Here is a 14,408-nt window from a genome sequence, read left to right on the forward strand (position 1 = left end):
TTTCCCTATAAAAAATAGGCTATCCTCGGATAGCCTATTTTAATCAACTATTTTGATTTCTTCGCACGTAATACACGAGAGGCGAAAATAAAGATACCGAAGATAAACACGGTAAGGCCGAGTAACTCGCCCATATTATCCCAGTTTTCCAGTGCTAAGGCTAATGGCGCTTCAGAACCACCTGAGGTTACTGAGGCAGCAATAATAAAGGCTAAGATCACCCCCATTAAGCTTTCACCGACAATTAAACCTGCAGCGAAAAGAGTTCCGAAACGTTCAGCTTTTTTCTCCACATCGGGATTATTGGTACGTTTGGCGTAGCCTTTAATATGACGAGCAATCAACCATGCCATTACGGCACCGACGACAACCGGCATATTGATTGATGGTGGCAAGTAAATACCAATCCCGACCGCTAACACCGGTAAGGCAAAACGACTGTTGCTGGCTTTACGCATAACGGCATCTACGATAATTAACACAACACCTAAGCCGACACCACTTAAAATGTAAGTCCATTCAAGGTGATTAGTAAAAATACCTTGTGAGATGGTTGTCATAATGGTGGCCTGTGGTGCAGAAAGTGCTTGTGCTGGATCCATATCCGGACGCGGTAGGGCACCTGTGAAACCATAAGCGTGGTATAAAATTTCTAATACCGGGGCAATCACTAATGCACCAACGAAACAACCAATAATTAACGCAACCTGTTGTCTCCAAGGAGTAGCTTCAACTAAAAGACCGGTTTTTAAGTCTTGTAAGTTATCGTTTGAAATAGTCGCCGTAGTTAATACGATTGAGGCTGTGAAAAGGGTCAACGCTGTTAGGAATTTTTGACCGTCTGCGGTTTCAAATAAGCCTCTGCTTTTACCAATAGTGACTAACACAAGCGAAATCACGATCACGGAAAGGATTCCGATACCCGAAATCGGGCTGGAAGAAGAACCCACAAGCCCCGCCATATAACCGGATGCCGCCGCAACGAAGAAGCCTATTAACACTGCAAGCAGAGTACAAACCACGACTAATAACACGGCAAGCTCAGCAGAAATTGGAGCGGCTGCAACGAAGTGATATAAGGAAATCACAATTAACACAACCGTCGCCAATAAAATATAAATAATAGTTTTTGGTGATAAGTCGATATCAATGCGATGTTCTGATTCTGCTTGTGAGCCTTTTAACATACGGAAAGAATGAACCATCCCTTCAATCATTGGCTTAAGAAGGATTAATAAGGTCCAAATTGCTGCAATCCCGATGGTACCTACACCAATAAAGCGGACTTTAGTTTTCCATTCAGCCATGGCATAACTAACAATAGAAGCATCAGTTGGCATATCACCGGTTGCAGTAAAATAAGGTACTGCCACACCCCAAGCGAGGAATGTCCCGAATAACATTGCAAGACCGCCTACGATACCAATTAAGTAACCCGCACCCACTAATGCAAGAGAGAACCCCATAGGTAATTGGGAAACGGCTTTGCCATTAGAGAACCATGCGCTTGCACTATCAGACATAACACGTAACGCATTAGTTAAGAACGCAACCGTTCCCGCAAAAATACCGCCGTAAGCAATATCTTTTACGCCGCTGTCACTTTCGTTATTGTTACCTGCTTTTAAGATTTCAGCTGCAGCCACACCTTCAGGGTAAGGTAGGTCACTATTTACCACCATCGCACGACGCAATGGAATGGTAAACAATACGCCCAAAGTACCACCGGAGGCACAAATAAGCACGGTTTGCCAGAATGGAAACTCCTGCCAATAGCCCATCATTAACAGGCCCGGCAATACGAAAATAACGGAAGATAATGTCCCGGCCGATGAGGCTTGGGTTTGTACCATGTTATTTTCTAAGATGCTGGAGTCTTTGAAGAATTTTAAAATTGCCATGGAAATCACGGCAGCTGGAATGGAAGACGCAAAGGTCATTCCTACCTTAAGGCCTAAATAGACGTTAGAGGCGGTAAAAATTACCGTAATTAACGCCCCGAGAAACATTCCGCGAAATGTCAGTTCCTTTAAATTATTATGCGGCATAAATTTTCCTAGTGAGGGTTGAAAAAAGGTCTGCACATTGACAAAAAAAGCATAATAATTCAAGTTTTAAACGATAAATAAATGAATAAAATTAAAATTTATTTAAATTTTTATTCATTTATTGATGTTTTTTTAAAAAATCGCGTAGGGTATAAAGAGCTGCTAAATTTCGAGCCTCATTAAATGTACCGTCAAGTAATAATTCTTCAAGGTGCACTAATGGATAACGTACGATATCCAAAGGTTCCGGTTCATCCCCCTCAAGTTGATTGGAATATAAATCTTCCCCTAATAACACGTGCATGTTGTGTCCCATGATTTGCGGGTTAATTTTCAGGGTGCGTAGATGAGTCCATTTGTGCGCCCCTACACCGATTTCTTCCTGCAATTCACGATTGGCACTTTGTGCCGGCGTTTCCCCCACATCCATCGCGCCTTTAACAAAACCCAATTCGTATTGTTCAGTGCCCATTGCGTATTCGCGTACCAACAGCAAGTCAGCACCATCAATGGCGATTGCCATGACCGAATCGCGGTTGAACGGACGAAAGCGCTCATAGGTGCGTTCAATGCCATTGTTGAAGCGTAAATCTACTGCCTGAATCTCAAATAAATGGGATTTTGCCACCGTACGAATGGCTAAAATGCTCGGTGGGGTCGATTTCTTCATGATTTTTTTCCTATAATGAAGCCAAATTGGCATCGTTATAACACCAAATCGGCAAGATAGGAAAGCGCATGAATCAAAATTCCAGCAATGAGAAAGAAGTCCGCCTCGATAAGTGGTTGTGGGCGGCTCGTTTTTATAAAACCCGCAGTATCGCCAAGGCCATGATTGAGGGGGGAAAGGTACACTATAACGGTCAGCGTGCTAAGGTGAGTAAAATTGTGGAGATTGGGGCAAGTATTAAATTACGCCAAGGCAATGATGAAAAAGAAGTAGAAGTCATCGCCTTAAGCGATCAGCGCCGTGGAGCACCGGAAGCGCAGTTGCTTTATCGGGAAACTACACAAAGCGTGAAAAAACGTGAAGAATTGGCTTGGGCGCGTAAAAATAATGCGTTATCAATGCCACATCCCGATCGCCGGCCAAATAAGAAAGAACGCCGTGATCTACTAAAATTTAAACATCAAGAATAACGGCAAATGTGACATTAAAACGCCCCTCTGTTTTTAAAGGTTTTAGCTGAAATGTTGCGTAAGCCATTGATTTTATTATGAGTGTTTGAAAATCCTGAATTGAATGTGACATTTTTAGACCAAGGCCGGCGGCCTTGGTCTTTTTTATACTTAATGACTTTTATGGCTTGTGCTGTAGAGGATTTTGTCGGTGTAGGCCATCGCAATGGCAGAAATCAGAAAAGCAAAGTGAATAATCACTTCCCACATGATGGTTTTTTCTGAAACTTTCGCAGCATTCACAAAGGTTTGCAGCAAGTGAATCGATTAAATACTGATGATCGACATAGAGAGTTTGACCTTCAATACGGTGGCATTGACATGGCTCATCCATTCAGGCTGATCCGGATGATTGCGGGTACGCAGTTTAGACACAAAAATCTCATAGCCGCCTAAGGTGACCATGACCAACAGGTTGGCAATCATCACCACGTCAATCAGATTGAGCACGGTGAGCATAATCGTATCGGCATCCATTTCATTTACGTTGGTCAGCAAGTACCACAAGCTTTTCATGAACTTATAGGCATATACCCCTTGTACCACAATCAGCCCCAAATAAATGGGTACCTGCAACCAGCGGCTGGCAAAAATGATCTTACTTAAAACATTAGATTGTTGGTTATATTTTTCCATCGGATCGATGGTTTTCACTTCTTGTGACATTGCGCCCCCACAGCGTAGAAAATAAAAAAGGGGCGGAAAAATATCAGTTTTTCACTAAATAGCAATAATCAAGAGGCGTTATTCGTATCCAATGTGGATAGGCGGGCTAAGTCCACTTCGTTACTTAATGGTTCTAAGGCCGGCATATTTTTGTTGGCTTTGGCAGAAAGCTCCTTAAAGCGCTCCGCTTTGCCTGCTAAGCCCTGTTGCCCGGCCAGTGCGGTGACCGCTCCGTTATATTGGTTGGTGGCGGTCACTAACGTATTACCCAGTTTACTTAAACGTTCAGCAACCAAGCAAATTTGGTTATAGATTTCACCGGCTCGATCGGCAATTTCTTTAGCTTCTTCGTTGCCCCGTTCAATTCGCCACAAATTGGCGACGGTACGTAAAATTGGCATTAAGGTGGTATGTGAGACCATTACCACATTGCGTTCATAACCATAGGCGAATAGGCTCGGGTCAGCCTTGAGTGCTTCTATATAGGCCGGCTCAACGGCGATAAACATCAATACAAAATTCGGGCTTTTGATGCCAATGAGGTTGCTATAATCCTTGCGTGACAAATCCTCGATATGGGCCTTTAAGGCTTTGATGTGCTCACGTAGATATTGTTGCGCCGTTTGTTCATCGTTGGCACTGACTGCATTTTCATAGGCGACCAAGGACATTTTGCTATCGATAATTAATTGTTTATCATCGGGTAAATGCACCACAAAATCCGGATAATTACGCCCTCCGGCTTGATCCTTAAAATGAGCTTGTGCACTGTAATGCACATCTTCCATCAAGCCGGCTAATTGTAGCGTTCGTTCCAATTGTACTTCCCCCCAATTACCCAACGTTTTCTTTTCTCCTTTTAGGGCTGATGTGAGGTTATTTGCCTCTTGCGACATGCTTATGCCAATTTCCAATACTTTTTTAATTTCCGCTTCTAAGCCGGCATTGCCTTTGAGGGATTCCGAATGAATTTCGTTTACCCGCTTTTGAAAACCGTCAATTTGTTCCCGAAACGGCTTCAGAAGCGTTTCCAAGGCATTTTGATTGGTTTGATTAAAACTGCGGCTTTTTTCTTCCAATATACGATTGGCCAGATTTTGAAACTCTGTGGTGAGTTGTTGTTTGGATTCGCTAAAGGCTTGTTGCTGTTCAGCAAAGTGCAGTTCTTTTTCCGTCAAACGGGTTTTCAGCTCGGTTAATTGCTGTTCCAATGAGATGGCCTGTTGCAGCGTTTGTTGATGTGCGGTTTCTTTGCGTTCCAGCTGTAGCTGGCTTTGTTGCAATTGGTTTTGCAAATTCTCCGCTTGGGTTGTAGCGATACCGATGCGTTCCTTTAGTTGGTTTAGTTGACCAACCGCTACATCATGGCGACGTTGTTCCTCATCCAATTCCTGTTGTAGATAGGTGATTTTTTCATCACGCTCATTAAGACGAATTTGTAAACCTTCAGTTTGGGTTTCGGCTTTAATTTTTTGTTGTTCCAAGCTGTTTTTTTCAGCTCCTAAAAGATCAAAACGTTCGACCAACAGATTGTAATCTTTGATTTGGTTTTGCAGCTGCTCTTGCCAGAGCGCGGCTTCTCGGCCACGACGCGAGAGAAAAAACAGGAGTAACAAACAAATAACGCCCAATGCGCCGATAAACACATAAAGAGTCATGGGAGGAAGTGCTAACATAGATTATTCCGGATAAAAATTTTGCGCGATTTTAGCATAGCCTTGAACTTTTTGGCGTGTTCATCCTCAAAAGGGCGCATTCAATATGAATGTGTTTTTATAAGGTCATTAGTATGAAATTAAATGCAAAATTAGCTTTAACCGCCTTGGCATTTGCCGCTTTTTCTGCAAACTCATTTGCCGCACCAATCCCGCATGATATTTATTATCCGCATGCCGCCAAAGTGGTGAAAGCAGAGCGTAAAGGTGGCGGTGAATTTGAAGCAGAATTCCGCTTGCATGACAGAGATATCAGTGTTCCTGCATTAGCTAAAAAAGTAATCAGCCATGCCAAACGCCAAGGTTTTCGCGTGGAAGAATCCAAAATTAAGCATGATGATGCTGATTTAAAATTTGAACGTGGCGATCAGGAGTTGGATGTCTCTATAGAATTAAAAGATAAGGGTAAAATTGAATATAAAGCGGATCTTGATCTAGATAAAAACTAATGTTGATTCAGCAAGCGCTCCTTGAGGACGGCGTTTTTTGTTGATGAGAAAGGCAAAAAAGTGCGACTAAAATCGCACTTTTTTATTTTTTTGCATTGAAGATATTTTTTTTAGCCCAATATAAGAAACAAATTTTTTTCAAAAAGGATAGCAAGATGACAACAATCGTCAGTGTGCGTCGTAACGGCCAAGTTGTGGTCGGCGGCGATGGTCAGGTTTCATTAGGTAATACGGTAATGAAGGGCAACGCTCGTAAAGTGCGTCGCCTGTACAATGGCAAAGTATTGGCCGGATTTGCCGGTGGTACCGCCGATGCGTTTACGTTGTTTGAATTGTTTGAACGCAAATTGGAATTACACCAAGGACACTTGCTTAAAGCCGCGGTGGAATTGGCTAAAGATTGGCGTACTGACCGTGCGTTACGTAAATTAGAAGCGATGCTGATTGTCGCCGATGAAAAAGAAAGTTTAATTATTACCGGTATCGGAGATGTGGTACAGCCGGAAGAAGATCAAATCTTAGCCATTGGTTCCGGGGGCAATTATGCGCTGGCTGCAGCCCGTGCGTTGGTGCAAAATACCGATTTATCGGCCCGTGAGATTGTCGAGAAATCCCTGCAAATTGCCGGTGATATTTGCGTGTTTACCAATACTAATTTCACCATTGAGGAATTGCCTTAATGGCTTGGCTTTGCTTAATTCTTGCAGGTTTGCTGGAAATTGGTTGGCCGATTGGATTAAAAATGGCAGATAATCCAGATACTCGGATTTCCGGTATTGTGATTGCCATAATATTTATGTTGGGTAGCGGTGTATTATTGTGGTTGGCACAACGTACTATCCCGATGGGGACCGCTTATGGTGTATGGACAGGCATTGGTGCAGCGGGAGCCTTTATTGTCGGTGTACTGTTCTATCAAGATCCGCTCACCTTTTGGCGGGTTATTGGTGCATTATTAATTGTTAGTGGTGTTGTCGTCTTAAAAATGGCGGCCTAGTTATAATAAGGAAAAATTATGTCTGAAATGACCCCAAGAGAAATTGTATCGGAATTGGATAAACATATTATTGGCCAAAAAGAAGCAAAACGAGCGGTCGCGATTGCCTTGCGTAATCGGTGGCGACGTATGCAGTTGCAAGAACCGCTGCGCCACGAAGTGACACCAAAGAATATTTTAATGATCGGCCCAACCGGTGTAGGTAAAACCGAAATTGCCCGCCGTTTAGCTAAATTGGCGAATGCGCCTTTTATTAAAGTGGAAGCGACCAAATTCACTGAAGTAGGTTATGTTGGTAAAGAAGTGGATTCAATTATTCGCGATTTAACCGATAGTGCCATGAAATTTGTGCGTCAGCAGGAAATTGCCAAAAATCGAGTGATGGCGGAGGATTTAGCTGAAGATCGTATTTTGGATGCGTTATTACCACCACCGAAGGATCAATGGGGAAATGCTGAAACCTTTGAAAGTAACACGCCGACCCGCCAGGCATTCCGCAAAAAACTTCGTGAAGGCCAGTTGGATGATAAGGAAATTGAAATTGATGTCAGCGTGTTGCCAATGGGCATTGAAATTATGGCTCCTCCAGGAATGGATGATATGGTCGGTCAATTGCAGTCCGTGTTCCAAAACATGAATTCGGATAAAACCCAAAAACGCCGAATGAAAATCAAAGATGCGTTGAAGGTATTGATTGATGAAGAGGCTGCCAAATTTATCAATCCGGAAGAACTGAAACAAAAAACCATCGATGCGGTAGAGCAAAATGGTATCGTGTTCATTGATGAGATCGATAAAATCTGTAAAAAAGGCGAGTATGGCGGTGCCGATGTGTCGCGCGAAGGGGTACAACGTGACTTGCTTCCGTTGATTGAAGGCTCCACGGTAACGACCCGCCATGGCATGGTTAAAACCGACCATATTTTATTTATTGCATCAGGGGCATTCCAAGTGGCTCGTCCATCGGATTTGATTCCGGAATTACAGGGGCGTTTGCCGATTCGCGTGGAGCTTGCAGCGTTAACCGCAGCGGATTTTGAACGGATTCTGACCGAACCAAATGCATCCCTCACTGAGCAATACAAAGCACTAATGGGAACCGAAGGGGTGAATATTGAATTCTCCGCTGATGCCGTGAAGAAAATTGCTGAAGCGGCATTCCGTGTGAATGAAAAAACCGAAAATATCGGTGCTCGTCGTTTACATACGGTGATGGAGCGGTTAATGGATAAAATTTCCTTTGATGCCAGCGAAATGGATGGTCAAACCGTGATGATTGATGCAGCTTATGTTACCGAAGCCTTGGGCGATGTGGTGGAAAATGAAGATTTAAGCCGTTTTATTCTCTAATCCTTCGATACTAAAGGGCGTGCTAAGGTACGCCTTTTTTATTGCATCAAATGTGACATCCAAACGCCTCCGTAAAAATAAAAGTTTTACTTAAAATCGAATGTAAGTCATTGATTTTATTATTGTTGCTTTAAAAATGGTTAAAAATGTGACATTTTAGTCCTGTGATTGGATAACAACGGCATAACCGCTATTCACTTCAAGTCGAATCGGTTTATCGAGAAATTCATTACTGCCATAGATTTTGCGCGGAAAGTAATTGGCCGGCGTAAGTTCATATTTAGCCTGGGTAATTGCCAAGCGCCCGCCTTCGGCCAAAAAGGCGATATAGTGCATTGTCGGATCTTGCTCGATCCAATGCTCGCCTGCGGGATAAAAACACACCATATTTTGTTCATCGTGTAACGTAATTTGTCGCATAAATGCTGCTAAATCGGGATTAGAAGGCAGAAATAGATTGACTAGGCTGTGATCTAAGCGACCGCCTAAGGCGCCAAATAATGTCACTTCCGCAAGTGGATAACGGGCAAATACAGCTTTCAGCGCCAATTCGCTATCGCTATCGTCTTTTTCGCTTGGCGCCAGTATGAGGGTTTGTGCGGCTTGTTTGATTTGTTGTAACTGTGCAGACGTTACCGAATCAAAATCTCCTACGGCAAGGTGCAACGGATGTTGGGCCGCAAGGACAGCCAAACAGCCACGATCGACACCAACATAGTAATCAAAGTGCATGTTAGTGAGCTGAATTTCACCACCACAATAAATCGCAATTTTCATTTTTTCCACCTTGCTAAAAATTTGGCGTAATGCCTGAATTTGCTTAATATACCTGACTTTTCCTGCGCAAAATGATAGCATAGCGACACTTGTATTTATTGAACTTATTTATGTTACAAAATAACCTTTTAAAAATTGCTACCCGACAAAGTCCATTGGCCCTATGGCAGGCTAATTTCGTAAAACATCAGTTGGAAACCCTGCATCCAGGACTACGCGTAGAGCTAGTGCCGATGGTGACGAAAGGCGATGTAATTTTAGATTCGCCACTCGCCAAAATCGGTGGCAAAGGATTATTTGTGAAAGAATTGGAAGCTGCGTTACTTGATGGTCGTGCGGATATTGCGGTGCATTCGATGAAAGATGTGCCGATGGAGTTTCCACAGGGACTTGGGCTGAGCGTGATTTGTCGACGCGAAGATCCGCGAGATGCTTTTGTTTCTAATAAATATGCCGCATTAGCCGATTTACCGGCCGGTGCGGTGGTTGGCACTTCGAGCTTGCGTCGTCAATGCCAGTTAAAACAATTGCGTCCAGATCTGCAGGTGCATTCATTGCGTGGTAATGTGGGCACCCGTTTAAGCAAATTGGATCAAGGCGAATATGATGCGATTATTTTGGCTTCGGCCGGCCTAATTCGCTTAGGTTTGGCGGAGCGGATTCGTTCCTTTATTGAAGTGGAGCAATCCTTACCTGCTGTCGGCCAGGGCGCGGTTGGTATTGAATGCCGTATCGATGATTTAGTAGTACAACAATTATTAGCGCCGTTGGCGGATCAACAAACGACACTTTGCGTGTTAGCCGAACGGGCAATGAATCGTCGTTTGCAAGGCGGTTGCCAAGTACCAATTGGCGGCTATGCCATTATTGAAAATGAACAGCTTTGGTTGCGGGCATTAGTCGGCGAATTAGATGGTTCGCAAATTATCCGCGCTGAGGGACGAGGTGACCTAACGACAGCCGAGCAATTAGGTGTTCAAATTGCCGAGTCATTATTGGCACAAGGTGCTGGTCAGATTTTGGCGAAGGTCTACGGCTAGGAGCCAAAATGACGGTATTAGTTACCCGACCCGATGAACGCGGCCAGCAACTGGCTGATGAACTTAACCGTGTCGGTATTGTTGCCTTGCATTCACCGTTATTAACGATTAGCCCAGGCAGCCAGTTGGCTCAATTACCAAGCCAACTAAGCCAATTAAAACCAGGTGATATGGTATTTGCTGTATCTAAAAATGCAGTAGACTTTGCGGCGCAAACATTACGCGATATTGGTTTTGCTTGGCGCAATGATTTACTTTATTTGGCGGTTGGTCATCGTACTGCCTTGCATTTTACCGAGCAAACGCAACAGCCGGTGCGTTATCCATTAGTCACCGAGAATAGCGAAGGTCTATTGGCCTTGAGCGAAATGACGGATTTAACCGATAAGAACATTTTGGTATTACGAGGCAACGGTGGGCGGGAATATTTTAGCGAAGTTGCCAGACAGCGTGGTGCAACGGTTGAACTATTGGAATGCTATCAACGACAAAATACAGAGCTGGATCCAGTGGAAACTGCCCGTTTGTGGCAACGTTGCGGCGTGAATATTTTGCTGGTGACCAGCATGCAAAGCTTGCAGGCCTTGCTGGAATTGATTCCACGGGAAGAGCAGCAATGGCTATTGGACTGTTGCTTAGTCACGGTCAGTGAGCGTATTGCGGCGCTGGCTCGTAGCTACGGATTTCAACAGGTTGAAGTGGCACAAGGTGCCGATAATGCCAATTTATTTACCAAATTAACCGAATTAACTTCACTCCCTTAAAGATAAGGAATTGATATGGCGAAAGAAAATCAAACGCAAAACGCTTCAGAAGAAACAGTTTCAGTTGCTCCTGAAGCCGTTGCTCCAGCTCAAGGTACAACGACAATCGTAAAAAAAAGCGGTACAGCACTCAGTCTCCTTGCTTTATTAGTTGCATTGGGTGTTGGGGGGGCCGGCTTTTATTTGGGACAACAACAGCTTGAAGGCATTCAGCAACAATTAAGTAGCCTGTCGGTTACCACTCCACAAACGAGTACACCGGCTTTCGATGCAAAAGTTTTAGTGCCATTAGAAGAAGCCAATAAAGCTATGCAACAGCAATTGAGTAGGGTGGAAAGCCAAATTCAAAGCAAAACTCAGGAACTGGCTGCATTACAGACTCAGATCAATCAATTAGCAGCGAAGAACCAAACACAGCAACCTACGGATTGGTTGTTCTCTGAGGCAGACTTTCTACTCAATAATGCACTACGCAAGTTAATGCTCGATAATGATGTAGAGACCGCGGTATCCTTGCTAAAATTGGCGGATGAAACCTTGCTTAAGGTGAGTAATAGTCAGGCTCAGGAAGTGCGTGGGGCGATTGGACAGGATTTAAAAATCTTGTTGTCGATGGATAGTGTTGACCAAAATGCAGTGATGCAAAAATTATCACAACTGGCTAATAGCGTAGATGAACTCCCGTTACTTAATGTTAATTTCGATACAGAGAAGAGCGATAAACCGTCCGATTCACTTGATGATTGGCAGGAAAATGTGGAAAAAACCGCAAATTCGTTCTTAAATCACTTTATCCGTATTTCACCAAAACATGGTTCTGATCGTAAAGAATTGCTGGCTCCAAATCAGGATATTTATTTGCGTGAGAATATTCGTTTGCGTTTACAATTGGCCATCATGGCGGTACCGCGTCAGCAAAACGAACTCTATAAACAATCTCTTGATGCTGTCGCCTCTTGGATAAGAAGTTATTTTGATACCAATGATGAAGCGACTAAAAGCTTCTTAAAATCCGTTGACGAGTTAGCCGAACAATCGATTTATGTGGATGTACCGGATCACTTGCAAAGTTTGACTTTATTAGACAAATACCTTAATCGTGCGCCATTGACCGTACAAAAGGTCGCGATTGAAGCCGATAAAGATGCAGCCGTAACCACAGCACCGAGTGCTACCGCGACGGAAGTTACGCCAGAAGCTGCACCGGCTAAAGAGCCTGCAGCTGAAGCGAAGGAGTAAGCCATGTTTAGAATTCTTTTATTGATGGTAGCACTCCTTGCAGGCCTTATTGCCGGTCCTTATTTGTCGGGTAATCAGGGATATGTGCAGATTGAGACGACAAACCATATCATTGAAATGTCATTGACGACATTAGTGATTTTATTTGTCGCGATATTAGCGATTATTTATGCGCTGGAATGGATGGTTAGTCGTTTTTTGCGTTTGAGTGGTAATACCTATAGCTGGTTTTCCCGCCGCAAACGGGTAAAAGCGCAACGTCAAACCCTGGAAGGGTTGATGCGAATGAATGAAGGGGATTATGCCAAAGCAGAAAAACTGATTGGTAAAAATGCCAAACATTCCGATGAGCCCGTGTTGAATCTAATTAAAGCAGCTGAAGCAGCTCAACAAAAAGGTGATGAATTTACTGCTAACCGTTATTTAATTGAAGCAACGGAATTAGCCGGTTCGGATAATCTATTGGTTGAGTTGGCGCGTACTCGTATTTTGTTACAACAAAATAAATTACCGGCAGCTCGTAGTTCCGTAGATAGCCTATTAGAGATGGCCGGCCGCAATAAGGAAGTCTTAAAATTAGCGGTAGAAATCTATAGTCGTTCAAAAGCTTATCAAGCATTAGATCAGCTATTAGATGCGGTAAGAGATGCTGGTTTGTACAGCAATGAAGAATTTGCACGCTTAAAAGTGAGCACAGAAGCTGGCTTGCTAGATGAAAAGATGAATGAAGAAGGCGTCGATGGTCTATTGAGTTGGTGGGATGGTTTACCACGTCGCCGCCATAATGACATTGAATTGAAAACCGCTTTAATTAGCCGTTTGATCGATTGTAATGATCAGGAATCCGCTTATGAATTCACTTTGGATATTGTGAAAAAATCCGGTGATAACACGCCATTGAGCCATGAGTTGTGCCAACAGATCACCCGTTTACAACCTGTAGATAATGCTAAATTAATCAAGTTATTGGAAAAACGTTGTAAGCATAGCGCCCCGACACACAGTTGCTGTTTGCATCGGGCTTTGGGGTATTTATATGTGCGTAACAATGAATTTGCCTCTGCGGCAGACGCTTTTAAACAGGTAATTGAAAGCCCCGATAAGCTCACCGCCACCGATCTTACTATGGCGACTTATGTGTTTGAAAAAGCTGGAGAAACTGCGTTAGCTGAACAGGTAAAACAGCAAAGCTTGCAAAGTGCGATGTCAATTAATCCGGAAAGTACGGCTTTAACCGAGAGTAAATAGCGACCTACTCTGCAATAATCGATAAAACGGGGTAATATCAATTATCCCGTTTTTGCCTTTTTGGCGCTCTTGATCTCTATCAAAACAAACATTTACTATTATGGTATCCTCATCCGACTCTAACAACTAAGGAGAATTTATGTGTACCACTTGTGGTTGCGGACATCCTGAACAAGTCCGCATCGGCGAACTACCTCACAGCCATGACGGCGATAATGAGACTAAAAGCTCGAAAACTCCTCCGCATTTCTCTACTGCGACTTTCCAGGCTCAAACAACGTCTGACGATACTCAAAAACGCCTACTTAAATTAGAAATTGATGTATTAAGTAAAAATAATCGCTTGGCTGATCAAAACCGTCGTTTTTTTGCTAACCAACAAATGCGGGTGTTTAACCTGGTTTCTAGCCCCGGTTCGGGTAAAACTACTTTGCTTACCACTACGCTTAATGCGTTAAAAGATAAGCAAGATTGCTATGTTATTGAAGGGGATCAACAAACCGAAAATGATGCGGACAGAATCCGTGCTACCGGTGTCCCTGCCATTCAAGTAAATACCGGTAAGGGTTGTCATTTGGATGCGCAAATGGTGGCGGAGGCGATTGTAAAACTACAACCAGGTGCCGAGAGCCTTCTATTTATCGAAAACGTTGGTAATTTGGTTTGTCCATCGGAATTTGATTTGGGTGAACAAGCTAAAGTCGTGATTTTGTCAGTTACTGAAGGTGAAGATAAGCCGTTGAAATACCCGCATATGTTTGCGGCTTCTAAATTAATGATTTTAAATAAAGTGGACTTATTGCCTTACCTTAAGTTCGATGTTGAAAAATGCATTGGTTATGCCAAACAGGTCAATCCGGCGATTGAAGTCATTGCTCTTTCCGCGACCACCGGCGAAGGCTTGGATGATTGGTTAGCCTATTTAGCGCGGTAAAC

At 43.4% G+C, this 14,408-nt stretch carries 14 protein-coding genes and 1 pseudogene; 10 read left to right on the plus strand and 5 right to left on the minus strand.

The features are described from left to right. Positions 1-47 precede the first annotated feature (47 nt). Together CKV74_RS03835 and nudE are read right to left on the minus strand one after the other, a co-directional pair. Positions 48-2,048 (minus strand): OPT family oligopeptide transporter, encoded by a 2,001-nt coding sequence (locus CKV74_RS03835; protein WP_007242353.1) that lies wholly within the window; start codon positions 2,046-2,048, stop codon positions 48-50. A gap of 118 nt (positions 2,049-2,166) precedes the next feature. After that, complete coding sequence (nudE, locus tag CKV74_RS03840; protein WP_007242281.1) at positions 2,167-2,718, minus strand: ADP compounds hydrolase NudE; 552 nt, start codon at positions 2,716-2,718, stop codon at positions 2,167-2,169. Between the two features lie 68 nt (positions 2,719-2,786). On the opposite strand from nudE, the gene hslR reads away from it, so the two are divergent. Further along, positions 2,787-3,188 (plus strand): ribosome-associated heat shock protein Hsp15, encoded by a 402-nt coding sequence (gene hslR / locus CKV74_RS03845; protein WP_095176762.1) that lies wholly within the window; start codon positions 2,787-2,789, stop codon positions 3,186-3,188. Between the two features lie 150 nt (positions 3,189-3,338). Here the strand turns inward: hslR and CKV74_RS03850 are convergent. Both CKV74_RS03850 and rmuC read right to left on the minus strand, forming a co-directional pair. Next, positions 3,339-3,893: pseudogene (locus CKV74_RS03850) on the minus strand (TIGR00645 family protein). A gap of 68 nt (positions 3,894-3,961) precedes the next feature. After that, positions 3,962-5,551, minus strand: a complete 1,590-nt coding sequence (rmuC, locus tag CKV74_RS03855) for a DNA recombination protein RmuC (RefSeq protein WP_095177133.1) — start codon at positions 5,549-5,551, stop codon at positions 3,962-3,964. Between the two features lie 131 nt (positions 5,552-5,682). Here rmuC and CKV74_RS03860 point away from each other — a divergent pair, with 131 nt between their 5' ends. From CKV74_RS03860 to hslU, 4 genes are all read left to right on the plus strand, one after another. Further along, positions 5,683-6,057, plus strand: a complete 375-nt coding sequence (locus tag CKV74_RS03860) for a hypothetical protein (protein ID WP_007242407.1) — start codon at positions 5,683-5,685, stop codon at positions 6,055-6,057. Positions 6,058-6,212: 155 nt separating this feature from the next. Continuing rightward, positions 6,213-6,737: an ATP-dependent protease subunit HslV gene (hslV, locus tag CKV74_RS03865; RefSeq protein WP_007242477.1), complete on the plus strand. Its 525-nt coding sequence runs from the start codon at positions 6,213-6,215 to the stop codon at positions 6,735-6,737. After that, positions 6,737-7,054: a DMT family transporter gene (locus CKV74_RS03870; RefSeq protein WP_007242293.1), complete on the plus strand. Its 318-nt coding sequence runs from the start codon at positions 6,737-6,739 to the stop codon at positions 7,052-7,054. The genes hslV and CKV74_RS03870 overlap by 1 nt, the downstream gene beginning before the upstream one ends. 18 nt (positions 7,055-7,072) lie before the next feature. Next, entirely contained in the window at positions 7,073-8,404 is a 1,332-nt protein-coding gene (gene hslU / locus CKV74_RS03875) for an ATP-dependent protease ATPase subunit HslU (RefSeq protein ID WP_095176763.1), read from the plus strand. A gap of 156 nt (positions 8,405-8,560) precedes the next feature. On the opposite strand, the gene CKV74_RS03880 is transcribed toward hslU, so the two are convergent. Continuing rightward, entirely contained in the window at positions 8,561-9,181 is a 621-nt protein-coding gene (locus CKV74_RS03880) for a thiamine diphosphokinase (RefSeq protein WP_039847816.1), read from the minus strand. Positions 9,182-9,291: 110 nt separating this feature from the next. Between CKV74_RS03880 and hemC the strand changes: the two genes are divergently transcribed. The 5 genes from hemC to hypB all read left to right on the plus strand — a co-directional run bounded on the left by hemC (position 9,292) and on the right by hypB (position 14,406). Then, positions 9,292-10,221 (plus strand): hydroxymethylbilane synthase, encoded by a 930-nt coding sequence (hemC, locus tag CKV74_RS03885; protein WP_007242309.1) that lies wholly within the window; start codon positions 9,292-9,294, stop codon positions 10,219-10,221. Positions 10,222-10,229: 8 nt separating this feature from the next. After that, the gene (locus CKV74_RS03890) at positions 10,230-10,985 is read left to right on the plus strand and encodes a uroporphyrinogen-III synthase (protein WP_007242386.1); all 756 of its coding nucleotides are present in this window, start codon (positions 10,230-10,232) and stop codon (positions 10,983-10,985) included. A 15-nt stretch (positions 10,986-11,000) separates the two neighbouring features. After that, a complete protein-coding gene (locus CKV74_RS03895) occupies positions 11,001-12,224 on the plus strand; it encodes a uroporphyrinogen-III C-methyltransferase (RefSeq protein WP_007242503.1) in 1,224 nt (407 codons plus the stop codon). A 3-nt stretch (positions 12,225-12,227) separates the two neighbouring features. Continuing rightward, positions 12,228-13,472, plus strand: coding sequence for a heme biosynthesis protein HemY (locus CKV74_RS03900; RefSeq protein ID WP_007242343.1), 1,245 nt, complete (start codon positions 12,228-12,230; stop codon positions 13,470-13,472). Between the two features lie 139 nt (positions 13,473-13,611). After that, the gene (gene hypB, locus CKV74_RS03905) at positions 13,612-14,406 is read left to right on the plus strand and encodes a hydrogenase nickel incorporation protein HypB (RefSeq protein WP_007242492.1); all 795 of its coding nucleotides are present in this window, start codon (positions 13,612-13,614) and stop codon (positions 14,404-14,406) included. Positions 14,407-14,408 lie beyond the last annotated feature (2 nt).

This window comes from Haemophilus pittmaniae (assembly GCF_900186995.1).
Taxonomy (GTDB): Bacteria; Pseudomonadota; Gammaproteobacteria; order Enterobacterales; family Pasteurellaceae; genus Haemophilus_D; species Haemophilus_D pittmaniae.

Coding starts and splice junctions, on each gene's coding strand:
- CKV74_RS03835 (WP_007242353.1), bottom strand. CDS start 2,048: ATGCCGCATAATAATTTAAAGGAACTGACATTTCGCGGAATGTTTCTC.
- nudE (WP_007242281.1), bottom strand. CDS start 2,718: ATGAAGAAATCGACCCCACCGAGCATTTTAGCCATTCGTACGGTGGCA.
- hslR (WP_095176762.1), top strand. CDS start 2,787: ATGAATCAAAATTCCAGCAATGAGAAAGAAGTCCGCCTCGATAAGTGG.
- rmuC (WP_095177133.1), bottom strand. CDS start 5,551: ATGACTCTTTATGTGTTTATCGGCGCATTGGGCGTTATTTGTTTGTTA.
- CKV74_RS03860 (WP_007242407.1), top strand. CDS start 5,683: ATGAAATTAAATGCAAAATTAGCTTTAACCGCCTTGGCATTTGCCGCT.
- hslV (WP_007242477.1), top strand. CDS start 6,213: ATGACAACAATCGTCAGTGTGCGTCGTAACGGCCAAGTTGTGGTCGGC.
- CKV74_RS03870 (WP_007242293.1), top strand. CDS start 6,737: ATGGCTTGGCTTTGCTTAATTCTTGCAGGTTTGCTGGAAATTGGTTGG.
- hslU (WP_095176763.1), top strand. CDS start 7,073: ATGTCTGAAATGACCCCAAGAGAAATTGTATCGGAATTGGATAAACAT.
- CKV74_RS03880 (WP_039847816.1), bottom strand. CDS start 9,181: ATGAAAATTGCGATTTATTGTGGTGGTGAAATTCAGCTCACTAACATG.
- hemC (WP_007242309.1), top strand. CDS start 9,292: ATGTTACAAAATAACCTTTTAAAAATTGCTACCCGACAAAGTCCATTG.
- CKV74_RS03890 (WP_007242386.1), top strand. CDS start 10,230: ATGACGGTATTAGTTACCCGACCCGATGAACGCGGCCAGCAACTGGCT.
- CKV74_RS03895 (WP_007242503.1), top strand. CDS start 11,001: ATGGCGAAAGAAAATCAAACGCAAAACGCTTCAGAAGAAACAGTTTCA.
- CKV74_RS03900 (WP_007242343.1), top strand. CDS start 12,228: ATGTTTAGAATTCTTTTATTGATGGTAGCACTCCTTGCAGGCCTTATT.
- hypB (WP_007242492.1), top strand. CDS start 13,612: ATGTGTACCACTTGTGGTTGCGGACATCCTGAACAAGTCCGCATCGGC.